The organism is Streptomyces sp. NPDC002868, assembly GCF_055563295.1.
Genome location: NZ_JBVHDR010000002.1, coordinates 225,883 through 247,377, shown reverse-complemented (window position 1 = coordinate 247,377; position 21,495 = coordinate 225,883). Strand labels below are relative to the sequence as shown.

The following is a 21,495-nucleotide window of genomic DNA, read 5'->3' as shown; positions in this document are numbered from 1 at the left end:
GATTGCCAGATTACGACGCGGGTGGCGCACGTACGGACGGACGTGAGGGACGGCGAGATGGACGCATTGCCACTGGTCGCGCTGATCGCGGCGAGCGCCGCGATCGCCGGGGCGGCCCGCAGGACACCGGTGCCGGCGCCGCTGCTGCTGGTGACCGTGGGGCTGATCGGCGCGTATGCGCCGGGGGTGCCGGACTACACGCTCGACCCGCACATCGTGCTGCCCCTGGTGCTGCCGCCGCTGCTGCACACGGCCGCGCTCGACAGCTCGTACCTCGATCTGCGGGCCAATCTGCGGCCCGTCGCACTGCTCTCGGTCGGCTATACCCTCTTCGCGACCGTCGCTGTGGGTTACCTCGCCTATCTGCTGGTGCCGGATCTGCCGCTGACCGCCGCGCTGGTGCTGGGCGCGGTCGTCGCGCCGCCGGACGCGGTCGCCGCGAGCGCGATCGCCCGGCGGCTGGGGCTGCCGAACCGGATCACGACGATCCTGCAGGGCGAGTCCCTGGTGAACGACGCGACCGCGATCACCGCGTACAAGGTGGCGCTGGCCGCGGCGGTCGGGGAGGGCGCGAGCTGGGCCGGCGGCATCGGGGAGTTCGCGCTGGCGTCGCTCGGCGGGATCGGCGTCGGCCTGGTGCTGATGGTGCCGATCCACTGGCTGCGTACGCATCTGAGGGAAGCACTCCTGCAGAACACCCTCTCGCTGCTGATTCCCTTCGTCGCCTATGCGGCCGCCGAGCGCGTCGGGGCGTCCGGCGTGCTCGCCGTGGTCGTCGTCGCGCTCTATCTGGGGCACCACTCCTGGCAGGTCGACTTCGAGACCCGGCTGCAGGAGGGGGCGGTCTGGAAGATGGTCGCGTTCATCCTGGAGTCGTCGGTCTTCGCGCTGATCGGGCTGCAGCTGCCGTACGTGGTGCAGGGCCTCGGCGGCTACTCGGTGGGCGAGACGCTCTGGTACGCGGTCGGGGTCTTCGTCGCCGTGGTGGTGGTGCGGTTCGTCTGGGTCTTCCCGGCCACCTTCCTGCCGCGCGCACTTTCGCCGCGGATCAGGAAGCGCGAGCCGGACACCAACTGGACCGCGCCGGTGATCGTGGGCTGGGCCGGAATGCGCGGGGTCGTCTCGCTGGCGATCGCCTTCTCGATTCCGCTGGCCACGGCCGGCGGCGAGCCGTTCCCGGCGCGGAACCTGGTGCTGTTCCTGACCTTCACAACGGTGATCGGGACGTTGGTGATCCAGGGGCTCACGCTGCCGGCGCTGATCCGGGCGCTGAAGGTGCCGGGGCGCGACCCGCAAGCCGAGACGCTCGCCGAGGCGCAGGCACAGAGCCAGGCCTCACGGGCGGCGGAGCAGCGGCTGGACGAACTGCTGGCGGATGAGCGCAACGCGCTTCCGCAGCCGCTGGCGGACCGGCTGCGGACGGTGCTGGAGCGGCGGCGGAACGCCGTGTGGGAGCGGCTCGGGGCGGTGAACCCGGTGACCGGGGAGTCGGCGGACGACACTTACCGGCGGCTGGCGCGGGAGATGATCGAGGCCGAGCGCGAGGTCTTCGTACAGCTGCGGGACCAGCGGCGGATCGACGACGAGATGATGCGTACGCTGCTGCGCCGTCTCGATCTGGAGGAGGCGGCGGCCTACCGCGAGGAGCCCTGACCGGTGATCACTGCGGCGACGGCGGTGCCGGGCGGGAAGGCGCCGTCGGCGGCGAGGGTGGTCAGGCCGTAGAGCATCTTGGCGACGTAGACACGCTCGACGGGGAGCTGGTGGCGGGCCTCGAAGTCGTCGGCGAAGGCGTCGAGTGCGGGGGCGGTACGGGCGTATCCGCCGAAGTGGAAGCGGTCGTCGAGCGACCAGTCGCCGGCCGGCCCGCCGAAGGCCTCGTCCTGGAGGCCGCGTATCTGTGTGGCGAGGAAGCCGCCCTTGAGGACGGGGAATCCGATGGCGCTCCCCCTGCCTTCGGTGGGAGGTGCCCCCAGGGGCGCGAGTCCGGCGGCGAGTCCGGCGAGGGTCCCGCCGGTGCCGCAGGCGACCGCGACGACGTCGGCGAGGTGGCGGAGTTCGCGGCCGAGGGCGGCGCAGCTCTGTGCGGCGAGGGCGTTGCTGCCGCCTTCGGGGACGACGTAGACGTCGCCCGGGACCGACCGCAGGATCTCGGCCAGGACCTCCGGGTCGTCCTTCGCGCGGTACGTCGCCCGGTCGACGAACAGCAGGTGCATACCGTCCGCCGCGCACTGGGTCAGGGACGGGTTCAGGAGGCGGGAGGCCAGTTCGTCGCCGCGGACCACGCCGATCGTCTCGAAGCCCAGCAGGCGGCCCGCCGCGGCCGTCGCGCGGAGGTGGTTGGAGTACGCGCCGCCGAACGTCAGGAGCGGGCGGCCCGCCGCCGCGTGGAGGTTCGGGGCGAGTTTGCGCCACTTGTTGCCCGGGAGGTCCGGGTGTATGAGGTCGTCGCGCTTGAGCAGAAGACGTATGCCGTGCCGGCTGAAGCGCTCGTCCTCGACCGGCTGCAGCGGCGACGGCAGTCGCGGCCGCAGGGCGGTGGTGAGGTCGAACGCTTCCCGGGTCACGCACCCATTGTCACGTCAGGCGGTCGTGTCACGTCAGGCGGTCACTTCAGACGTTCGTGGATGCGTTGGCGCATGGAGTTCATCGTGAAGCCACGGGGATCGACCTTTCCCGGCTGCCATTCGAGGTGGCCGATGACGGAGCGCTCGTTCCAGCCGTGGCGGCGGCAGATCGCCGCGGCCGCTCTCTCGATCGCCTCCAGCTGGACGGCCGGCCATGGATCCTTGCCGTCGCCGAGGTTCTCGCACTCGAAGCCGTAGAAGTGGCGGTTTCCGTCGGTGTTCGCCTCGTTGTCCGCGGGGAGTGCCCTCTCCGCGATGACGGCGCGCAGCACATCGTCGTCGCCGAGCCCCGCGTGGTTGGCGCGGCCGTAGCCGACGAGATGGACCTTGCCGTCCTTGGCGATGACGCCGTGGCACAGCGGCCCCGGCAGGCTCGCGTAGCCGTCCCGGCAGATGCGGACGGTTTTCGCGGTGCCCTTGGTAACGGTGTGGTGGATCATCACGCCGTGGACCGGGCCCCACGGGCCCTTGTGGTTGCGGTTGTGCGTACGCCAGTCGCCGACTTGGACGACCGTCAGCCCTTCGTCGCGCAGTGCGTCGAGGAAGCTGTTCGCGGACATGGGTGGGGACATGGCCGGGTCTCCTTGTGAATGCGGGGGGAAGTGAGCGGAATGCTCCGTACTGCGCTTTTACCCCGAACTCCCTTGAAGGGACCGTCTGTTCGCACTACATGCGAGCGATCCGGTCAGCCGCCGGTCGCTACAGGGCACCGGCACGCGGAGCCGTGCAACGTGCCCCGCCCGCGCTGAACTAGTCCCATCCATTTGTGTAATGGCGCACACACTCTCCGTGATGGAAGCTTTCGAGTGCAGGTCAGACCCGTGATCGAGAGGGAGTCACATGTCGGTTGGTTCGGTTGGTTCTGTCGGCGACGAGGTCAGTGAGCAGCAGGCGTCGAAGCAGCAGAGTCTTGGTACGGCCGCCGCGCGGAACCTTGCGACAACCACCAAGTCCGCCCCGCAGATGCAGGAGATCACCTCACGGTGGCTGCTGCGCATGCTGCCCTGGGTGCAGGTGCAGGGCGGCACCTACCGGGTGAACCGCCGCCTCAGCTACTCCGTCGGCGACGGTCGCGTGACATTCGTGCAGACCGGCGACCGGGTGGCGGTCATCCCCGCCGAGCTCGGCGAGTTGCCAGCCCTGCGGGAGTACGGCGACGAGGCGGTGCTCGCCGAGCTGGCGAACCGTTGCGATCAGCGTGAGTTCAGGGCCGGTGAGGTGCTTGCCGCCGCGGGCACCGCGGCGGACCGCGTCTATCTGCTGGCGCACGGCAGGGTCGAGCAGATCGGCACCGGTCCGTACGGCGACGAGGCGGAGCTCGGCGTCCTCGCCGACGGGGCGTACTTCGGCGATCAGGCGCTGCTGGACCGCGAGGCCTCCTGGCAGTACACCGCGCGTGCCGCGACCGCATGCACGGTGCTCGTGCTGACCAGGGACGATGTGCTGAATCTCGCGGAGCGCGCCGACTCGCTCCGCGCGCATCTGGCCGGTCTTTCGTCCCTGCCGCAGCAGCGGACCAACAAGTACGGCGAGGCGGCGATCGACCTGTCCGCGGGCCATGTCGGCGAAGCCGTCGTCCCGCACACCTACGTCGACTACGACGCGGCGCCGCGCGAGTACGAACTGAGCGTGGCCCAGACCGTGCTGAAGGTCCACAGCCGTGTCGCCGACCTCTACAACCAGCCGATGAACCAGACCGAGCAGCAGTTGCGGCTCACGGTCGAGGCGCTGCGGGAGCGCCAGGAGCACGAGCTGATCAACAACCGCGAGTTCGGACTGCTGAACAACTGCGACTACGGGCAGCGGTTGCAGCCGCACGACGGCGCGCCCAGCCCCGACGACATGGACGAACTGCTCTCGCGGCGGCGCGGGTCGAAGCTGTTCCTGGCCCATCCGCGGGCCATCGCCGCCTTCGGGCGCGAGTGCAACAGGCGCGGTCTGGTGCCCGACAGTGTGGAGGTGGCCGGCCATCATGTGCCCGCCTGGCGCGGTGTGCCGATCTTCCCGTGCAACAAGATCCCGGTCACCGAGGCCAGGACCACCTCGATCATCTGCATGCGTACGGGCGAGGCCGACCAGGGCGTCATCGGACTGCAGCAGAGCGGCATCCCGGACGAGATCGAGCCCAGCCTGTCCGTGCGCTTCATGAGCATCGACGAGCAGGCGATCATCTCGTACCTGGTCACGGCCTACTACTCGGCGGCGGTGCTGGTGCCGGACGCGCTCGGGGTACTGGAGAACGTCGAGGTGAGCCGCTGGCGGTGATCCGGCCCGGCCCGGGGCGCGGTATCGCGCCACGCTCCCGGCCGCACCGCTCGGCCCATGCCCGGTGGGCTCCCCGCTCGGCCCATGCCCGGTCGGCTCCCCGTCGGCCCCCGGCGTGCCCAACACCTGGAAAGGCCTGCCCAGATGACCATGTCGGAGACCGTCGAGGCCCGCGAGGCCGTCGACCTCCTGGAACGCACCCGCAGCGCCGTCAATCCCCAACTGCGCACCACCATCGAGTCGTTGCCCGGATCCATACGCCGCGTCGCGATGTACCACTTCGGCTGGGAGCACGCGGACGGCACCCCGGCGGCCGGCTCGGCGGGCAAGGCCATCAGGCCCGCGCTCGTACTGGCCGCGGCCCGGGCGCTCGGCGGGGACCCGCGGCAGGCCGTGCGGGCTGCGGCCTCGGTGGAGCTGGCGCACAACTTCACGCTCCTCCACGACGACGTCATCGACGAGGACTCCACCCGCAGGCACCGCCCCACCGCCTGGACGGTCTTCGGCACCCCGGACGCCATCATCGCGGGCGACGCCCTGCTCGCCCTCGCGCTGCAGCTGCTCGCCGAGGACCGGCACCCCGCGTCTGCCGCCGCGTCGGAGCGGCTCGCGGCGTGTGTGATCGAGCTCTGTGCGGGACAGCAGGCGGACTGCGCCTTCGAGGAGCGCGCGCCGCAGGAGGTCTCCCTCGACGAGTGCCTCGCCATGGCGATGGCCAAGACCGGCGCGCTGCTGGGCTGCGCCTGCGCGCTCGGCGCGCTGTACGCGGGCGGGGGCGAGGAGGAGGCCGCGGCCATGGACGCCTTCGGGCGGGAAGCGGGGCTCGCCTTCCAGCTCATCGACGATCTGATCGGGATCTGGGGTGATCCTGCGCGCACGGGCAAACCGGCCGGCGCCGATCTGGCGTCCCACAAGAAGTCCCTGCCGGTGGTCGCCGCCCTGACCTCCGGCACCCCGGCGGGCGCCGACCTGGCCGAGCTCTACCGCGGCCCGATGAGCCCCAGGGCCGTGTGCCTCGCCGCCGAGGCCGTCGACCGGGCGGGCGGCCGCGACTGGGCACAGCTCCAGGCCGCGGACCGGATGGCCCGGGCCGTCCATGAGCTCGCCCGCGCGGTTCCGGACCTGACGGCGGCGGGCGATCTGCTGGCTCTGGCGGAATTCGTCACCCGCCGCACCCGCTGATGCGGCAGGTGGCGCGAGCCGCAAGCGGGTTGAGACGCTCGCCGGGGAAGGGCCTTGCACAACCCACTACGCCTGAAGCACTATAGATGGAGTGGGTTGCGGCTCGGTTGTCGGCGGCCACGCTCGTATCCCTGACGAAGAGGACCGGTTTGCGAAAGCTCAGCTACTTCATCGCCGCGTCGATCGACGGCTTCATCGGGGCCCCGGACGGCAAGGCGGACTTCTTCACCCCGTTCGCGGTCGGGGACTTCCTCGACTACCTCAGGACCGAGTGTTCGGACACCCTGCCGACCCCGGCCCGGCAGGCCTTGGGCGTAGACGACGCGCCGAACACCGAGTTCGACACGATCATCCAGGGCCGGGCAAGCTACGACCTCGCGCTGGACATCAAGGTCACCAGCCCGTACGCCCATCTGCGGGAGTATGTGGCGTCCCGCAGTATCAAGGAGTCGCCCGACCCGAACGTGGAGATCGTCTCCGGCGACGTGGCGGCCAAGATCCGGGAGCTCAAGCAGGAGGACGGGCTCGGCATCTATCTCTGCGGGGGCGCGAGCCTCGCCGGACAGCTGCTGGACGAGGTCGACGAGCTCGTCATCAAGACCTATCCGGTGATCCTCGGCTCGGGAATGCCCATGTTCGCCGCGGAGTTCCGCATCGCGGACTTCACGCTCGACTCCGTCCGCACCTTCGACAATGGCGTCCTCGTCAGGAAGTACCGCAGGAAGCACTGACCGCAGGACTGTCCGGCTTGCCCATACCGCCATATCCTGGGGGTATGGGCAGCGAAGGACGCGATACCGTCCGCAGCCCGCAGGTCGAGCACCGTTGCCCGGCGTGCGGAGAGCCTGTCGGCACGGTCATCAAACGACACAAGACGCTCGGCGCATACGTCCCCGTCTGGGAACCCGGCCCGTGCCACCATCCCGGGTGTCCACTGAGCGACGTGAGCCAGAGCGAAAAGTCCCCTGAGAAGTCCCCTGAGAAGTCCGGCGGTGAGCCCGGCGGCGATTCCGGCGGCGATTCCGGCGGTGAGCCAGGCGCGGCGGTCGGGACGCCCTGAGGGATCCCGGCTGTTCAGCGGAACAAGTCGTACCGCTACAGTCCGCGCCATGTCATCGGAGTCGACGGAAGTCTGGGCGGGCTGGTACCGCGACCGCGCGGGCGCGGAAGCGTTCACGATCGCGGCGAGCGGGCGGCAACTGCGCACGCGCATAAGGGATGTTGAGTACGAAGGGGCGACATTCGCGGCCTTCAGGGCAGTGGGCGCGGCCGGGGTGCTGTCGTCCTGCGTACTGGAATGGGACATGCCGCTGCCCGTCCACGCGGACGGCGCGGTCCAACAGGCCACGCTCAGCTGCCTGTTGACGCTCGGCGAGCCGCGGCAGGACGGATCGCTGGACCGGGCGGACCTCAATCTGACCCTGCACTACGGCGGGACCGCGTACGAATCCGGTGTCGCCGGGGGTGACTTCGGCGACGCTCTCGGCAGCATCCAGAAGCAGCTGCCGCCCGGCGCGGAGTTCTCGCTGCGTACGCCGGTGGGCGCCTGAGTAGCCGCGCCGGGTGACCCCTCCGGTCAGCGCAGGCCGTCCCAGCCCCAGCGCGGGGTAGGACCCGGGTCCCCGAGGTCCGTGCCCGCCGGGTCTGCCGAGACCTCGCGGGCGATCTTCGTACCCCAGTCGAAGTACTCCAGTACCCGGCGGCGCAGCAGCTCGTCGTCCGGGAGCTCCTTCGCCACCGCGGCGGTCATCAGCTCCATCCAGCGCAGCCGCTGTTCCTCGGTGATCGACAGCCCGAGGTGAGCGCGGAGCAGCGCCTGGTGGCCGCCCAGTTCGGCGGTGAAACGGGCCGGGCCCTCGAAGATCTCGGCGAGCCAGACGGCGACATGCTCGATATGGGTGGGTGTGAAGTCGGCGAAGACGGGGGCGAGCAGGGGATCGGCGAGGACGGCCTCGTAGAAGGTGTTGCTCAGCCGCCGCAGCGCGTCCTTGCCGCCGACGGCCTCGTACAGAGTCTCGGGACGCTCACTCGGTCTCGTCATGGCACCACACTATGCGCGACGAAGGGGCGTCCCGCCACTGACGGCGGGACGCCCCTCTTGTGTCAGGGCAGGTAGGGCGGGGTCAGGAGACGCGGGCGATCGCCGCCGCCAGGCCGTCCGCCCACAGGGCGTTCACGCGGGCGCGTTCCTGCGCGTCCGGGTAGGCGTTCTGGCAGGACGTGCCCGGGCCGCCGCCCGACATCAGCTCGCTGCACGGGCCCTGGTAGTGGTCGGGCAGGCCCAGCACGTGCCCGGTCTCGTGGGCGGTGACCCGGGTGGAGTTGTACTGCTGGTTCTGCCGGTAGTCGAGGAAGATGTAGCCGCGGCCGTGGCCGTCGGTGCTTGCGTACGAGCCGCGCGGGTCATTGCCCTCGCGGTACGAGAAGTCCGCGCCCGATCCCTCCTGCAGCTTCACATTGCTGACTGAGCTGTTCCAGATCTGGGTGCTCTGGGATATCTGGCTGCGGAAGCTGGGCGCGTTGGCGGTGCTGTAGACGACGGTCACGGCCTTGGCGCCGGGGTTCGCGGCGCGCTTGTCGGCGACCGACTTCACGACGGCGTCGAAGAAGGCCTTGGTCGCCTTGGCATCCTCGCTGGATCCTTCGTAGGCGGCGTACGACGAAGGGGCTGCGGCCGCAGGGGAGTTGGCCGCGGTCGCGGGTCCGGCGCCCAGCACGGCGGCGAGGCCGAGGCCGAGGCCCAGTGAGGCGGAGAGTAACGTCCGGGGATGACGCATGGGGTTGCGCATGTGGGGGGCTCCTGCTCGTCCGATGAATCCGATGAACGGGTTCGGGTACCGCAGAGTGTCGGGGAGCCCGCCCCCGTCGCGGATGATGTCAACTGCCGATAAGGCGAGCGCATCACCGTGTCCCGGTCCGTCCGCTGTGCCCCAACTACAGTGTCTGGTGTGACAGTTGGGGCGGCTCTACCCTCGGCTCATGGAGCTCGAGGTGAGGCACCTCCGTGCGCTGTGCGCCATCGCCGACACCGGCAGCCTGCACAAAGCCGCCCGGCAACTGGGCGTCAGCCAGCCGTCCCTGACCACCCAGCTGCGGCGGATCGAGAACTCCCTGGGCGCGGAGCTCTTCTCGCGTGAACGCACCGGCTGCCGGCCGACCCCACTGGGCCGTTCCGTACTGAGCCGGGCCCGCCCGCTCGTGGCCGAAATGACCTCCCTCGTCGTCGAGGCCAAGGCGGCCGCCGCCCGGGCCGACGGCCCCCGGCTGCGCGTCGGCTCCACCGCCAGCCGGGCGCTCGCGGGCTGGCTGCGCAGGCTTCGGCAACGGCTGCCCGGCACCGACATCTCGCTGCACATGGACGTCTCGGCCAACGCGCTGCTGCGGATGGTTGCCGCGGGCCAGCTCGACGTCGCTTTTGTGCACGAGGTGGAGGGCTGTCCGCTGCTCGTGCCGGACGGTCTGTCCGCTCGCGTACTGGTCGAGCGCGAGCCGCAGTTCATCTCGATGGCCCGCGACCACCCTGCCGCCGCCGCGGCCGTCGTGGAACTCGCCGATCTGGCCGAGGACCGCTGGATGGTCGACCCGACGGTGGACGGCGAGTGGGACGGGCTGCGCCGGGTGCTGGGTGCGGCCGGCCTCAACCCGCCCGTCCTGCACGGGGATTACCTCACCGCCGCATCCCTGATAGCGGTCGGGGAGGCGGTCGCCCCCTGCCAGCCGACCACGGGCCCGCGCGACGACATGGCGATCCGGCCGCTGCGTGGCGACCCGCTCGCCGTACGGCTGCTGCTGTTCTGCAGACCCGGTGAGTGCCAGGAGCTGTACGACGCGGTGTACGCGGAGCTGGCGGACGCGTACTGGGAGGCGGCGCTGCGTGCGGCGGCGTACCGGCAGTGGCTGCGCAGACACAAGAGCCCGCTGCTGCACGCGCCCGCGGCCTTACCCCCGTCACGGCGGAGGTAACTTGCTGCCACTGGAGCAGCCGGAACTCTGCAATTTCGTCAAGCCCCGAGTCCGGCCATGATTTGGCCGTATCCTTCCGCGCGGAGTCGGCCGAGCCGAGTGCCGCCTCCAGAGGGGAAACGCCGTGCCGACAGGTAGAGACCGGTCCCGGTTGATCGCCACGGAGGGCGGTCATCGGGTGACGCCTGCCGAGCTGTTCTTCGACTTGGTATTCGTCTACGCGATCACCCAGGTCACCGCTCTGATGGCGGCCGACCCGTCGGCACTGCGGCTGGTCGGTGCGGCCGTCGTGCTTGCGCTGCTGTGGTGGTGCTGGTGTTGCTTCGCCTGGCTGGGCAATGTCGTACGAGCCGACTCCGGAGCCATGTTCGCCGTCCTCGTCGCAGTGATGGCGGTGGTTCTCGTCGTCTCACTGGCCGTGCCGGAGGTCTATGACGACCTACCCGGAGGCCTGTACGCGCCCCTGGTCTTCGTGCTCTGCTACGGCGCCGTACGGATCCTGCATCTGGTCACTTACTGGATCTCCAGCCCCGGTGACCAGGCCCTCCATGCCACCCTGCGCCGTACCGCGCTGCTGTCGGTGGCGCCGCCCTTCGCGCTGCTCCTCGTCGGCAGCAGCCTCACTGGCGTGGCCCAAGTACTCGTCTGGCTCGGCGCGGTCGCGATCGACTACTTCGGGATCTACCTCACGGGATCGTCGGGCTGGCGCGTGGCCTCTCCGGGGCACTTCGCCGAGCGGCACGGCCTGATCGTCATCATCGCCCTCGGCGAGTCCATCGTCGCGATCGGCGTCGGAGTGGCCAACCTTCCCATCTCAACGCCGGTGCTGGCCGCAACCGCTGCCGGAGTGCTGGTCGTTGCCGGACTCTGGCGGCTGTACTTCCGGCAGATCAGCGAGAGTGCCGAGCACCGGCTGACCGAGTTGGACGGCGACGACCGCACCCGCCTGGCGCGTGATGCCTACACCTTCCTGCATCTGCCCCTCGTCGCGGGAATCGTGCTCACCGCGCTCGGCATGAAGAAGGTGCTTCACCAGGTCGCCGACAGCGAGCACTACGACCTCTCGGAACCGCTTCACGGCGTGGTGGCGTGGGCGCTCGCCGGAGGCGTCGGCGTATTCCTGCTCGCGTCGGCGGCGATTCTGCTGCGCACCGGTGGGCGAAAGCCGGTGGCACTCGTCGTCGGAGGGCTCGGCTGCCTGGGGGCGGGCGCGCTGGTTGCCGTGATTCCCGCGCTGCTCGCGCTGCTCCTGCTGGCTACGGCCGTAACGGGACTCGTCGTCCTGCACAGCCGGAAGGCCGGGGCCGCGGAGGCGGATGCGGCATGAACGGGCGAGGCTTCCTGGCGGTGACGCCGCAGTACAGCCCGACCCGTGAACTCCTGTCGGCAGCGGCCAAACAGCGAGGGATGGATGTGGAGGTGCTACCTGCGCACGCCGGAGCAGGTGCTCTGGGGGAGCGGCAGGGCGGGCACTACTACGGCGGCCCTGCCTTTGCCTTTGCGGCGGGGGCAGTCGACGATCTCGCGGTCGCGCTGCTGGAGCCGGCCGACGCATGGCTGTCGGTGCTGCCCGCTGCGTATACCCGACGGAACATCGCTACCTCGACTCTGGGTGCGGCACGGAGGCTGACGCGTCCCGCGTTCGTCAAGCCGCCAACGGACAAAAGCTTCCCGGCCGCCGTCTACGCCGACGGCAGCCGTCTGCCGGATGAGTCCGGGCTGTCCCCCGAGACTCCGGTGCAGATCAGCGATGTGGTGAGCTGGGTGGCAGAGTTCCGTCTGTTCGTTCTGGACGGCGAGGTGCGCACGGGTTCGCAGTACGCCACCTTCGGTCGGCTCGACGCGGCGCCACTGGAGGGGCACCACCACCGTGATGCCGCCCTGGAGTTCGCTGGACGATTCTTCGCCGACTGCGCCCATACGCTCCCCAGCGCCGCGGTCGTGGACATCGGGCTGTTGGCCACACCCGAGAACGGGGCCACCGAGGAGTGGGCCGTCGTCGAGGCGAACATGGCGTGGTTCAGCACCTGCTACGCCGCCGACCCGGACAGGGCCCTGGACGTCGTCCTGCGTTCTGCCGGTCCGCGGGCGCAAGTGGCCGAGCGGGACCACCCGTTCCGGAGCGACCGCGGTCTGTGAGAGCCCGCGGGACGAGGAGGCGCTGCCAGGGGGCGGGGCCTCACAGGCGCCGAGAGCACCCGGATCCGCGCGGATGCCGGGTGCTGTCGTACGTAGGCGAACATCCGCAAAAAAGACGTGACCGGGAAGGTCAGGCCTTCTTCGTCTCCAAGTAATCGGCCAGGTTGGTGGCCCGCAGCGATCTTTCCGGTGGGTCGCTGACCTGCCCTTTCTTTATTGGTGGCCGATGGTCATGATCGGGTGTCTTGCGGACTGTGTGCGGACTGCCGGTAGAACATCCGGCAGTCCGCGTGCTGCACTAGTCCCTTGTTCGCTTCGGTATCCCTACGCCTCACGATTTCCGAGAGCGAGGAGCACTTCAGGGAGCTCCCGCAGAGGCTGAAGCAGAGCGGTCACCTGAAGAGCAGCGCTCTGGGCGCGGCTGTCAGAGAGGGGCTGGGCGATATTCGCTGCCCGGGCATGAGCTCGCATCTGAGAGGCAATCGTGGGGAGCAGTTTGACTCCCTCCTCGAGCGTTGTCAGAACGTCAGCCAGCTCCCTATGTAGGCGCTTGACGGCCTCTGTGTCGGTTTCTGGTGGAGCCGCGGCTGCGTCCGGCTGTGGCGCGGGCGTGCCAGCGCGAGTCGCTGCCGCCACCTTCGGGAAGGTCTTGTTGAACCAGGCCCGACTGGCCGGCTTGTCCAGCGTCTCCCCTGACTCACCAATCTGCATCGGTTGTCGGTCAGACTCATCCATCGCGGCCGCCAGCTCTCGCAGCAAACCGACTGCTCGGACTCGATTGGCGCGCATGGCAGCGATGGCGTTGTTCACACCACGACGAATGCGCAGTGATTCTTCGTTGTCGACCGTCTGGTCGGTGTCGCTGTCGCCGCGTTGTGCGCCTACAGAACCGCGGTCCGCGTCGATGAGGTCGAATGCTGCTAGCCAATGAGGTGCTCGGTAGAGCAGCAGTTCCTCGAATGCATCGGAGTCCTCGTCTGCGGACCCGAGTAGATCAGGCAGGGGGCGCTCCGAGAGCGTCACACCTTCTTTGGCGAGCGCAACGGGGAGCGCATCCGCAACGCGAGGGTTCCAAGGTTCGGGGTAGCTCTCTGACGTGAGAGCTGACCATGCTCGTAGGCGCCGGTTCACATGCTGCCGCCCGAGCGTTGAAGGGGCGGGTTCGCTCAGTGCTGCCCGGATGAGCTGACGCCGAAGGTCGTCCTCCGTGGGGAACAGTTCGCTCAGGAGCTGCATCGACCGCCAGTCTCGTTGTACAGAAACGGGCGCGTCTCCGGGGCCATTGTTGAGTCGGCTGATGGGCTGGGTTCCTGCCAAGACATCGGCGACATCTTCGCTCAGGATGCCGGAGGCGCTGTATGCCCCGAGGATGCTGCGACCGAGTGACCGGCTCCGGTCGTTGGGCTTGAACTCCAATGGAGGGTGCACGTGGTCGCGGCGGTTACTGCTCTGGACGATGCGGTAGAGCCGCTCTGGGGTGGGACTACCAATCACAAGGTGTGCCGTAACGACGGCGACCTTGTGTGCTCGGATGGCGAGGGTGTCGAGGTCACCGGCTTCACGAGCTGCCTTGTACTCGTCGTTGAGCTTGGACGAGTACTTGGGCAGCCAGTAAGCGGGATTGGTGGAAACGTCCAGGCTGTCCATTCCGAGCTTCGCCATAGGGACGCCAGCGACGACCTCGGCGGAGCTGAGGCCGAGTAGCTCCTGGCGGGCTTTGGTGCGGTTGTTGCCGCGTACGGCAGGCCATACCCAGTACGAGGACGGACGCTGATCCCCTGAGGCGTTGACGGATGCCTCGTCGAGAACCAACTGTTGTGCGATGTACATGCACGGTTCCATCTGGCCGTTCAGGACCAGGTCCTCGCGTAGGTCGTAAGGCCGATGGCCGTCGCGCCCGGCAAGTTCGTTGCCGGAGCGTTCGATCGTGGTGAGCAGATCGGGGAGGGCTCGAAACTCGCTGCGCAGTGCGCTGAAGGTTCGTTCCGAGCCGTCGGTGGTGACTGCTGTCCACGGGCGCACGGCAGGCAAGTTGGGTTTCGGGCCGTCAGAGGGGTCGACGGGGGAACGGAACGCCGTGCTGATGCGCTCGTTGTGCCACCAGGTTGCCCCGGCGTAGCCCGCCAGCTTCACGCTTACGGCGAGTGCGGTGCCGGCGTCCGTGCGGATCGGGACGAGAACATCGTCGCGGAGCCGCTCGACTTTGTCGTGCGCACGGGGTGAGTAGAGGAGAGCCTTGGGCTGCACGATGAACGGGGCGATCTGCTCCAGTGCGGCCCGAGGGATGTTGACGCCCTCGGTAGCGAGGACGCCGTCGACCCAGCGTTTCTGCCAGTCGGCGGGAGCGGGCGTGGGGAATGGGGCGTGGTCTTCTTCGATCGGTTCCACAGCGAGACCTTCCGGTGCACGGCGCAGCCAGTGGGGAGACTGGGCCGCATGCGACCAGCGACCAATCGGTCACCAGGAAGTGGGCTCCAACCTCACCGAGGGAAGGTCTGGTGCCGTCATACCGTGGCGCGATCCACTAGAGCAGTGGCAAGGCGGGTAGGACCGCCCTCTGCGTTCGTACCCCTGCCAGTTGCCCGACCTCGCCTGCGCAAGATGGGGTTGCTTCGTCCCTCCGGAAGAGCTCCGGCACGAGATGCAGAGTCGATGCGCAGTACGGGCGCGCTCCACCACTAGTAGTAGCAGCGCATGTGGGTGCACACCAGGACTTCAGGGAGTATCACACGATGAACTGCCGTATTTGATATAGGGAGTTCGTCTCGTGTCATCTCTTGGTCTCAGCGCTTCGATACTGATGCCATTCATGAGCGGCGGTGAGAATGCGCTCCGTCCAGGAGTCTGGCGCGGCGCCCCCGATCTCGGTCCAGATATGGACGTTGGCCTGGGCGAACACCTCTACGGCCTTCGGAGAGGCCGTGTGCCAGGCGGGGATCTCGGCAGCCCAAGCTTCGGCGCTTCCGGGTGTGTGGCCGGAGGCGATGAGCCAGATGATCCAGAAGGCGGGGTCCAGCCAGGCGGCGCCTCGGGTGGCCCAGCCCCAGTCGACGAGGTGGGTGTGGTCGTCTGTGACGAGGACGTTGTGGTTGTTCCAGTCGGTGTGGAGCAGGGCGTCGCCCTTGAATGGCTCCGCGTCGGCTGGGTTGTCGACGTAGGCAGCCAAGCGCTGCTCGGCCCGGCGGAGCTCGATGCCAGGGCAGGCGATCTCGCCGAGCCTGCGCATAGCGGCGGCGACCTTGGGGAGGTCGCGCGAGCCGGGGGAGTAGTCGGCGTGGTGGCCGGCGATGGCCTCGAAGCCCAGAATGTCCCACCCGCCGGTGACGAAGTGGAAGTGCAAGCGCGGGGCGAGCGGTGCGACGTGCGGGTTAATGTCAGCCTCGCGCTGCTGGGTCCAGACCCAGCGGTGGTCTGTGCGCAGGCCCTTGAGGAAGACGGTTCCGTCGCCCGTGTGGATACGGGCGGTCAGGGCGCTGTTCAGGCCAGCGGAGACGGTCTCGGCTTTGAGGATCCGGCCTGTCTCGGCCTCAATGGCGGTGCGGACTCGGGCGGGCAGGTCGTCGAAGTCGACGGCGGTCACAGCCATGGTGGACAGGCTCCCAGATGAGGTCGCCGAACGGGCCTTGCGGCGCGGGAAGACGCCGCAAGGCCCCTTCTTGGGTGGGTCAGTTGTACGGGTTGTCGTCGCCGCAGCCGGGCATGGCGGCCTGAGCAAAGGCGTCCAGATCCTCGATCAGCTCGATGAGGAGGTCGCCCTCCTCAGCCTCGGCCGGACGGGTAGGCGCACGCCGCCGACGACAGAGTGTTCGGCGCCAACGTCCTTGCGGGGATGGCCCGTCAGATGCTCTACCGCGACAAACCTCAGGACGCGCTGGAGCTTGTACGGCTGGCGCAGGAGGGTTCACATGGGGTCGCGGGTGCCAGGGTGCGCGCCATGCTCCATACCCGGGAAGCCTGGGCGCTGGCCGCGATGGGGCGCACCGCGGCATTTCGGCGGGCGACTTGCCAAGCCGCCGAAGCGCTCGCCGATGCGGAGCGGGGTGAAGAGCCGTACTGGATCACGTATTTCGACGAGGCCGAGCTTGCGGGTGTCACGGGCGGGCGACTGCTCGACCTCGCCCGGCAGGAGCCGGGCAGGCACGCTGAGGCAGCCGCTGCCGAGATCCGTCAGGCGCTTGCGAGGAGGGGCCCCGAGGCGGGCCGCAGCCACGCCTTGGACCGCATCGGCCTGGCCGAGTGCCACTTCCTCGTCGGTGACCTCCGGGGCGGTGTAGCCGAGACCCACCGAGCCGTCGATGCCGCCCGTCACACTCGGTCGGACCGCGTGCGAACGCAGCTCGGTGAACTCTATCCGTACACCGTGGGGCACAGCGCGTCGAGGGCTGTGCGCGAGGCCCGCGATAGGATCCGCGACCTGCTGTCGAGCTGACCGGGGAGAGCCCATGACGACCATCGCAGGGACCGGACACATGGACCTGACCGAGGCGAGTGCTCCCCTCGTCCGCACCGCACCGCGCTCGACGAGCTGCTCAAGCCGTACGCGGACGGTGGACTCGTCGGCGTCTCGTGCATCGCCAAGGGCTCCGACTCCCTCTTTGCGGAGGCCGTGCTGGCGGTCAGCGGGCGTCTGGTCGTCGTGATCCCCTCGCAGGACTACCGGCAGAACAAGGTCAAATCCGACCATGCCGAGTTGTTCGATCGGCTTGTCGAGGCCGCCGACGAGGTGCTCGTCATGCCGCACGAGGCGGCGAACCGCCAGGCGTACGAGGCCGCGAATGTGGTGTTGCTGGAGCGCTCCGATCGGCTCGTCGCTGTGTGGAACGGCGAGCCGCCCAGCGGGAAGGGAGGCGGCACGGCAGACGTGGTGGCCGAGGCCCGCGAGGCGGGTCTGCCGGTGGGTGTGGTGTGGCCGGAGGGTGCCGCGCGCCGGGGCTGAACACCGGTGCCACACTCTGTCGAGTTGCCGCTGGCGATGCGTCCACGGCTTCTTGGCGCTGCGTCTGTCCGGTGGAGTTGAGGGCTTCGTCACGGGAGCGAAAACGCCGACAGCACCCGGCTCCGCGCGAATGCCGGGTGCTGTCGTACGTAAGCGAACGTGCGCAAAAAAGACGTGACCGGGAAGGTCAGGCCTTCTTCGTCTCCCAGAAGATCTTGTCGATCTGGGCGATGTAGTCCAGCGCCTTCTGGCCCGTCGCCGGGTCCGTCGACGCCTTCGCGGCCGACAGCGCCTTCAGGGCGTCGTTGACCAGCTGGTGCAGCTCCGGGTACTTCTCGAAGTGCGGCGGCTTGAAGTAGTCGCTCCACAGCACCGAGACGTGGTGCTTGGCGAGTTCCGCGCGCTGCTCCTTGATGACCGTGGCGCGGGCCCGGAAGTGCGGGTCCTCGTTGGCCTGGAACTTCTCCTGGACGGCCTTGACCGACTCGGCCTCGATGCGGGCCTGGGCCGGGTCGTAGACACCGCAGGGCAGGTCGCAGTGGGCGCTGACCTTCACCTTGGGGGCAAACAGGCGGGAGAGCATTGAGCTGTCCTTCCTCGTGATCGTCTTCTCAGGTGGGACATTACTCCGTGAGTGACGTGTTTTCGCGAGTGCCCCCTAGGGCTTAGGACAAAAGTCCAGGGTCAGTATGGGACTGGTGGCCAAACGTACTGTGGGACTCGGAGGTGGCGGATGACTGAGCAGGGGCGGGAGCCGAAAGCGCCGTTCGGAGTCGCCGAAGTGACAGGTCCTTCCATGTACCCGACGCTCAAACACGGCGATCAACTGCTGGTCCACTACGGCGCGGAGGTGAAGGCCGGCGACGTCGCCGTGCTGCGCCATCCGCTCCAGCAGGATCTGCTCATCGTCAAGCGGCTCGTCGAGCGGCGCGAGGACGGCTGGTGGGTACTGGGGGACAACCCGGGGGCCGAGGGGGACAGCCGGCTGTTCGGCACCGTGCCCCATGAGCTGCTGCTGGGGCGGGTACGCGGCAGATACCGGCCGCTCGCGGAGCGTCAGCGCTCCGTGCGCGCCGTCGCCTCCTGGGCGTTCTCGGCAGTGCGGCCCGTGCTCTGCGACCGTTCCGTCTCCAGGCGTTTGCGGGCGCGGTAGGCGGCCACATTGGCGCGGGTCGCGCAGCGGTCCGAGCAGTAGCGGCGGGAGCGGTTGGTCGAGGTGTCGAGGTAGGCGTTGCGGCACGGCGTCGCCTGGCACAGGCCGAGCCGGTCCACTCCGTACTCCGTGAGATGGAACGCGAGCCCCATCGCGGCGATCGCGGCGTACCCCGCCGTCGCGTTGGAGGGGTGGTCGGCCAGGTGCATGTGCCACTTCGGGCGGCCGTCCTCGTCCCGGTGGTCGTGGCCCGAGATCTGCGGATTGACCGGGAACTCCAGCAGCAGCGAGTTGAGCAGGTCGACCGCCTGGGTCTCGTCGCCCGCGTCGGCGGCGGTGAAGACCGCGCGCAGCCGGCCTCGTACCGACCGGAAGCGGGTGACGTCCGCCTCGGTGGCACGGCGCGCTGCCTGGGCGGACGGGCGGAAGAGCTCCCGGACGGCCTCGACCGAGGTGAGGGAGTCCTTGCTGCGGGCCGGCTCCTCGGTGTTGACCAGGCGCACCGCATAGTCCGAGTAATGGGCCAGTTCCACTTGTAGTCCTTACCGCCGCGTTCTAATGTCGACGTAACAGCTGCTATAGCTTCGAGGGTATTACGGACGGGAGGGTTCCGGTGTCGGAGACGGTGACAGGGACGGGTGCGGATACGAGTACGGGAGCAGGAGCCGACTGGCGGGCCTGGCAGGAGAGCTGGGACCGGCAGCAGGAGTGGTACATGCCCGATCGCGAGGAGCGGTTCCGGGTGATGCTGGACATGGTCGAGGCCCTGGTGGGCCCCGAGCCACGGGTGCTGGATCTCGCGTGCGGTACGGGAAGTATTACGGACCGGCTGTTCCGGCGGTTCCCGAAGTCCACCAGCACGGGGGTCGATCTGGATCCCGCCCTGTTGACCATCGCCCGGGGCTACTTCGAGGGCGACGAGCGGGTCACCTTCGTCACGGCCGACCTGAAGGACCCCGACTGGGCGACGAAGCTGCCGTACGACTCGTACGACGCCGTGCTCACCGCCACCGCGCTGCACTGGCTGCGCAGCGGACCGCTGACCGCGCTGTACGGACAGATCGCCGGGGTCGTGCGGGAAGGCGGCGTCTTCATGAACGCCGACCACATGATCGACCGCACCACCCCGCGCATCAACGCCGCCGAGCGCGCCCACCGGCACGCGCAGATGGACCGCGCCAAGGCCGCCGGCGCGCTCGACTGGGCCGACTGGTGGGCGCTGGCCGCCAAGGACCCCGTACTCGCCGAGCCGACGGCGAAGCGCTACGAGATCTACGGCGAGCACGCGGACGGGGACATGCCGTCCATGCACTGGCACGCGGAGAAGCTGCGCACGGCCGGGTTCGGGGAGGCCCGGGCCGTGTGGGCATCGCCTTCCGACACCCTGCTGCTCGCCCTCAAGTAACCGCGGGGAACGAAAAAGGGCGGTACGGACCACAAGGTCCGTACCGCCCTCTCCCGTACCGCTTCGTACCGCTTAAAGCACCTTCGAGAGGAACGACTTCGTACGGTCGTGCTGCGGGTTCGTCAGAACGTCGCGCGGGTGGCCCGACTCGACCACCACGCCGTCGTCCATGAAGACCAGCGCGTCGCCGACCTCACGCGCGAAGCCCATCTCGTGCGTGACGACGATCATCGTCATGCCGTCCTCGGCCAGGCCGCGCATGACGTCGAGGACGTCACCCACCAGCTCGGGGTCGAGGGCGGAGGTGGGCTCGTCGAAGAGCATCAGCTTCGGCTCCATCGCCAGCGCGCGGGCGATGGCGACGCGCTGCTGCTGGCCGCCGGAGAGCTGGGCGGGGTAGTTCCTGGCCTTGTCGGACAGGCCCACCCGGTCCAGCAGCTGCTCCGCACGGGCACGGGCCACCGCCTTGGCCTCACCGCGCACCTGGATCGGCGCTTCCATGACGTTCTCGATGGCCGTCATGTGCGGGAAGAGGTTGAAGCGCTGGAAGACCATGCCGATATCGCGGCGCTTGAGGGCGACTTCGCTGTCCTTGAGCTCGTACAGCTTGTCGCCCTTCTGCCGATATCCGACGAGTTCGCCGTCGACGGACAGCCGGCCGGCGCTGATCTTCTCCAGGTGGTTGATGCACCGCAGGAAGGTCGACTTACCGGACCCGGAGGGGCCGATCAGACAGAACACCTCCTGCGGGGCGACCTCCAGATCGATGCCCTTGAGGATGTGCGCGGGGCCGTAGGACTTGTGGACGCCCTCCGCCTTCACCATGGCGCTCATGCGAGGCCTCCCTTCGGACGGCCGATCGCCAGATTGGCCTTGATCTTCTGCCACGGCGTTGGCGGCAGCTGCCGCAGCGACCCGCGAGCGTAGTACCGCTCGACGTAGTACTGGCCGACGCTGAAGACGCTGGTCAGAGCCAGGTACCAGACCGAGGCCACCAGCAGCATCTCCATGACCGCGAACGACGTGGAGCCGATGTTCGTCGCTGCGCGCAGCAATTCGGTGTACTGCACCGCGGACACCAGGGATGAGGTCTTGAGGAGGTTGATGAACTCATTCCCCGTCGGCGGCACGATCACCCGCATCGCCTGCGGGAGCACGATCCGCCGCATGGTCTTGCCACCGGGCATGCCCAGCGCGTGCGACGCCTCGGTCTGGCCCTCGTCGACCGACTGGATGCCGGCCCGGACGATCTCGGCCATATACGCGCCCTCGTTCAGGCCCAGGCCCAGCAGAGCGACCACGAACGGGGTCATCACGTCGACCATCTCGTCCTTGTAGAACCCGAGGTTCAGGACGGGGAAGATCAGCGCGAGGTTGAACCACAGCAGCAGCTGCACGAACACCGGGGTGCCGCGGAAGAACCAGATGTACAGCCAGGACACCGCACCCGTCACCGGGTTCTTCGACAGCCGCATGACCGCGAAAACAACGCCCAGAATCAGGCCGATCAGCATCGACAGCACGCTGATCAGCACCGTGTTGACCATGCCCGCCAGGATCCGGTCGTCGAAGATGAAGTCCCCGACCGTGCCCCAGTTGACGTCGCCCTGCGAGAACGAGTACACGAGCATGCCCAGCAACGCCACGACGACGACACCGCTGACCCAGCGGCCCCAGTGCCGTACCGGGATGGCCTTGATCTGATCAGGGGGAACGAACGCCCCCTTGCTGACCGCCGAATCCGCTGGTGGCTCGTCGGCGGGCGTTTTGTCGAACTTGTCAGTCACAGTGACTGCCCTTCACTGAACGCTTGAGGCGAGAACGC

Annotated in this window: 21 protein-coding genes and 1 pseudogene; 12 read left to right on the top strand and 10 right to left on the bottom strand. The window is 68.7% G+C overall.

What is annotated here, in order from left to right:
- The first annotated feature begins 57 nt into the window (after nt 1-57).
- The gene (locus ACZ3H8_RS06975; protein WP_467398453.1) at nt 58-1,653 is read left to right on the top strand and encodes a Na+/H+ antiporter; all 1,596 of its coding nucleotides are present in this window, start codon (nt 58-60) and stop codon (nt 1,651-1,653) included.
- On the opposite strand, the gene ACZ3H8_RS06970 is transcribed toward ACZ3H8_RS06975, so the two are convergent.
- Together ACZ3H8_RS06970 and ACZ3H8_RS06965 are read right to left on the bottom strand one after the other, a co-directional pair.
- Nucleotides 1,635-2,567 carry a 1-aminocyclopropane-1-carboxylate deaminase/D-cysteine desulfhydrase gene (locus ACZ3H8_RS06970; RefSeq protein ID WP_467398451.1) on the bottom strand — a complete coding sequence of 311 codons (933 nt, stop codon included), beginning with the start codon at nt 2,565-2,567 and terminating at the stop codon, nt 1,635-1,637. The two genes, ACZ3H8_RS06975 and ACZ3H8_RS06970, sit on opposite strands and share 19 nt — an antisense overlap.
- A 41-nt stretch (nt 2,568-2,608) precedes the next feature.
- Nucleotides 2,609-3,199 carry an N-acetylmuramoyl-L-alanine amidase gene (locus ACZ3H8_RS06965; protein ID WP_467398448.1) on the bottom strand — a complete coding sequence of 197 codons (591 nt, stop codon included), beginning with the start codon at nt 3,197-3,199 and terminating at the stop codon, nt 2,609-2,611.
- Between the two features lie 268 nt (nt 3,200-3,467).
- Here ACZ3H8_RS06965 and ACZ3H8_RS06960 point away from each other — a divergent pair, with 268 nt between their 5' ends.
- The 4 genes from ACZ3H8_RS06960 (at nt 3,468) to ACZ3H8_RS06945 (ending at nt 7,624) form a co-directional block, all read left to right on the top strand.
- On the top strand, nt 3,468-4,892 hold the full coding sequence (locus tag ACZ3H8_RS06960) for a family 2B encapsulin nanocompartment shell protein (protein ID WP_467398446.1): 1,425 nt from the start codon (nt 3,468-3,470) through the stop codon (nt 4,890-4,892).
- Nucleotides 4,893-5,036: 144 nt separating this feature from the next.
- Nucleotides 5,037-6,074: a family 2 encapsulin nanocompartment cargo protein polyprenyl transferase gene (locus tag ACZ3H8_RS06955; protein WP_467398443.1), complete on the top strand. Its 1,038-nt coding sequence runs from the start codon at nt 5,037-5,039 to the stop codon at nt 6,072-6,074.
- Nucleotides 6,075-6,223: 149 nt separating this feature from the next.
- Nucleotides 6,224-6,805, top strand: coding sequence for a dihydrofolate reductase family protein (locus ACZ3H8_RS06950; RefSeq protein WP_467398441.1), 582 nt, complete (start codon nt 6,224-6,226; stop codon nt 6,803-6,805).
- A 378-nt stretch (nt 6,806-7,183) separates the two neighbouring features.
- Nucleotides 7,184-7,624, top strand: a complete 441-nt coding sequence (locus tag ACZ3H8_RS06945) for a DUF6304 family protein (RefSeq protein WP_467398438.1) — start codon at nt 7,184-7,186, stop codon at nt 7,622-7,624.
- A 26-nt stretch (nt 7,625-7,650) separates the two neighbouring features.
- Here the strand turns inward: ACZ3H8_RS06945 and ACZ3H8_RS06940 are convergent, their stop codons facing one another.
- Complete coding sequence (locus ACZ3H8_RS06940; RefSeq protein ID WP_467398436.1) at nt 7,651-8,115, bottom strand: group II truncated hemoglobin; 465 nt, start codon at nt 8,113-8,115, stop codon at nt 7,651-7,653.
- Nucleotides 8,116-8,197: 82 nt separating this feature from the next.
- The gene (snpA, locus tag ACZ3H8_RS06935; protein ID WP_467399917.1) at nt 8,198-8,851 is read right to left on the bottom strand and encodes a snapalysin; all 654 of its coding nucleotides are present in this window, start codon (nt 8,849-8,851) and stop codon (nt 8,198-8,200) included.
- Between the two features lie 202 nt (nt 8,852-9,053).
- Here snpA and ACZ3H8_RS06930 point away from each other — a divergent pair, with 202 nt between their 5' ends.
- From ACZ3H8_RS06930 to ACZ3H8_RS06920, 3 genes are all read left to right on the top strand, one after another.
- Nucleotides 9,054-10,037, top strand: a complete 984-nt coding sequence (locus tag ACZ3H8_RS06930) for a LysR family transcriptional regulator (RefSeq protein WP_467398434.1) — start codon at nt 9,054-9,056, stop codon at nt 10,035-10,037.
- 124 nt (nt 10,038-10,161) lie between these two features.
- Nucleotides 10,162-11,364, top strand: a complete 1,203-nt coding sequence (locus ACZ3H8_RS06925) for a low temperature requirement protein A (RefSeq protein ID WP_467398432.1) — start codon at nt 10,162-10,164, stop codon at nt 11,362-11,364.
- Nucleotides 11,361-12,176: an ATP-grasp domain-containing protein gene (locus tag ACZ3H8_RS06920; protein ID WP_467398429.1), complete on the top strand. Its 816-nt coding sequence runs from the start codon at nt 11,361-11,363 to the stop codon at nt 12,174-12,176. The genes ACZ3H8_RS06925 and ACZ3H8_RS06920 overlap by 4 nt, the downstream gene beginning before the upstream one ends.
- A 324-nt stretch (nt 12,177-12,500) precedes the next feature.
- On the opposite strand, the gene ACZ3H8_RS06915 is transcribed toward ACZ3H8_RS06920, so the two are convergent.
- Together ACZ3H8_RS06915 and ACZ3H8_RS06910 are read right to left on the bottom strand one after the other, a co-directional pair.
- Entirely contained in the window at nt 12,501-14,564 is a 2,064-nt protein-coding gene (locus tag ACZ3H8_RS06915; protein ID WP_467398427.1) for a hypothetical protein, read from the bottom strand.
- A gap of 382 nt (nt 14,565-14,946) precedes the next feature.
- Nucleotides 14,947-15,762, bottom strand: coding sequence for an aminoglycoside phosphotransferase (locus ACZ3H8_RS06910; RefSeq protein WP_467398424.1), 816 nt, complete (start codon nt 15,760-15,762; stop codon nt 14,947-14,949).
- A gap of 243 nt (nt 15,763-16,005) precedes the next feature.
- Here ACZ3H8_RS06910 and ACZ3H8_RS06905 point away from each other — a divergent pair, with 243 nt between their 5' ends.
- On the top strand, nt 16,006-16,605 hold the full coding sequence (locus ACZ3H8_RS06905) for a hypothetical protein (protein ID WP_467398422.1): 600 nt from the start codon (nt 16,006-16,008) through the stop codon (nt 16,603-16,605).
- A gap of 13 nt (nt 16,606-16,618) precedes the next feature.
- Nucleotides 16,619-17,112 (top strand): annotated as a pseudogene (locus tag ACZ3H8_RS06900) (hypothetical protein).
- 187 nt (nt 17,113-17,299) lie between these two features.
- On the opposite strand, the gene sodN reads toward ACZ3H8_RS06900, so the two are convergent.
- On the bottom strand, nt 17,300-17,695 hold the full coding sequence (gene sodN / locus ACZ3H8_RS06895) for a superoxide dismutase, Ni (RefSeq protein WP_215095254.1): 396 nt from the start codon (nt 17,693-17,695) through the stop codon (nt 17,300-17,302).
- A 150-nt stretch (nt 17,696-17,845) separates the two neighbouring features.
- Between sodN and sodX the strand changes: the two genes are divergently transcribed.
- Nucleotides 17,846-18,265 carry a nickel-type superoxide dismutase maturation protease gene (gene sodX / locus ACZ3H8_RS06890; protein WP_467398418.1) on the top strand — a complete coding sequence of 140 codons (420 nt, stop codon included), beginning with the start codon at nt 17,846-17,848 and terminating at the stop codon, nt 18,263-18,265.
- Here the strand turns inward: sodX and ACZ3H8_RS06885 are convergent.
- Nucleotides 18,169-18,798 carry a CGNR zinc finger domain-containing protein gene (locus ACZ3H8_RS06885; protein ID WP_467398416.1) on the bottom strand — a complete coding sequence of 210 codons (630 nt, stop codon included), beginning with the start codon at nt 18,796-18,798 and terminating at the stop codon, nt 18,169-18,171. The two genes, sodX and ACZ3H8_RS06885, sit on opposite strands and share 97 nt — an antisense overlap.
- Before the next feature lie 80 nt (nt 18,799-18,878).
- Between ACZ3H8_RS06885 and ACZ3H8_RS06880 the strand changes: the two genes are divergently transcribed.
- A complete protein-coding gene (locus ACZ3H8_RS06880) occupies nt 18,879-19,670 on the top strand; it encodes a class I SAM-dependent methyltransferase (RefSeq protein ID WP_467398414.1) in 792 nt (263 codons plus the stop codon).
- 72 nt (nt 19,671-19,742) lie between these two features.
- Here ACZ3H8_RS06880 and ACZ3H8_RS06875 read toward each other — a convergent pair whose 3' ends face one another.
- A complete protein-coding gene (locus ACZ3H8_RS06875; RefSeq protein ID WP_307661197.1) occupies nt 19,743-20,504 on the bottom strand; it encodes an amino acid ABC transporter ATP-binding protein in 762 nt (253 codons plus the stop codon).
- Nucleotides 20,501-21,457: an amino acid ABC transporter permease gene (locus tag ACZ3H8_RS06870; RefSeq protein WP_467398410.1), complete on the bottom strand. Its 957-nt coding sequence runs from the start codon at nt 21,455-21,457 to the stop codon at nt 20,501-20,503. Before ACZ3H8_RS06870 ends, ACZ3H8_RS06875 begins: the two co-directional genes overlap by 4 nt.
- Nucleotides 21,458-21,495: the final 38 nt, after the last annotated feature.

What these genes read in the sequence shown, in the direction of transcription:
- ACZ3H8_RS06975 (WP_467398453.1), top strand. Translation starts at nt 58, where the DNA reads ATGGACGCATTGCCACTGGTCGCGCTGATCGCGGCGAGCGCCGCGATC.
- snpA (WP_467399917.1), bottom strand. Translation starts at nt 8,851, where the DNA reads ATGCGTCATCCCCGGACGTTACTCTCCGCCTCACTGGGCCTCGGCCTC.
- ACZ3H8_RS06910 (WP_467398424.1), bottom strand. Translation starts at nt 15,762, where the DNA reads ATGGCTGTGACCGCCGTCGACTTCGACGACCTGCCCGCCCGAGTCCGC.
- sodN (WP_215095254.1), bottom strand. Translation starts at nt 17,695, where the DNA reads ATGCTCTCCCGCCTGTTTGCCCCCAAGGTGAAGGTCAGCGCCCACTGC.
- ACZ3H8_RS06955 (WP_467398443.1), top strand. Translation starts at nt 5,037, where the DNA reads ATGACCATGTCGGAGACCGTCGAGGCCCGCGAGGCCGTCGACCTCCTG.
- ACZ3H8_RS06920 (WP_467398429.1), top strand. Translation starts at nt 11,361, where the DNA reads ATGAACGGGCGAGGCTTCCTGGCGGTGACGCCGCAGTACAGCCCGACC.
- ACZ3H8_RS06960 (WP_467398446.1), top strand. Translation starts at nt 3,468, where the DNA reads ATGTCGGTTGGTTCGGTTGGTTCTGTCGGCGACGAGGTCAGTGAGCAG.
- ACZ3H8_RS06940 (WP_467398436.1), bottom strand. Translation starts at nt 8,115, where the DNA reads ATGACGAGACCGAGTGAGCGTCCCGAGACTCTGTACGAGGCCGTCGGC.
- ACZ3H8_RS06945 (WP_467398438.1), top strand. Translation starts at nt 7,184, where the DNA reads ATGTCATCGGAGTCGACGGAAGTCTGGGCGGGCTGGTACCGCGACCGC.
- ACZ3H8_RS06930 (WP_467398434.1), top strand. Translation starts at nt 9,054, where the DNA reads ATGGAGCTCGAGGTGAGGCACCTCCGTGCGCTGTGCGCCATCGCCGAC.
- sodX (WP_467398418.1), top strand. Translation starts at nt 17,846, where the DNA reads ATGACTGAGCAGGGGCGGGAGCCGAAAGCGCCGTTCGGAGTCGCCGAA.
- ACZ3H8_RS06875 (WP_307661197.1), bottom strand. Translation starts at nt 20,504, where the DNA reads ATGAGCGCCATGGTGAAGGCGGAGGGCGTCCACAAGTCCTACGGCCCC.
- ACZ3H8_RS06905 (WP_467398422.1), top strand. Translation starts at nt 16,006, where the DNA reads ATGGCCCGTCAGATGCTCTACCGCGACAAACCTCAGGACGCGCTGGAG.
- ACZ3H8_RS06965 (WP_467398448.1), bottom strand. Translation starts at nt 3,199, where the DNA reads ATGTCCCCACCCATGTCCGCGAACAGCTTCCTCGACGCACTGCGCGAC.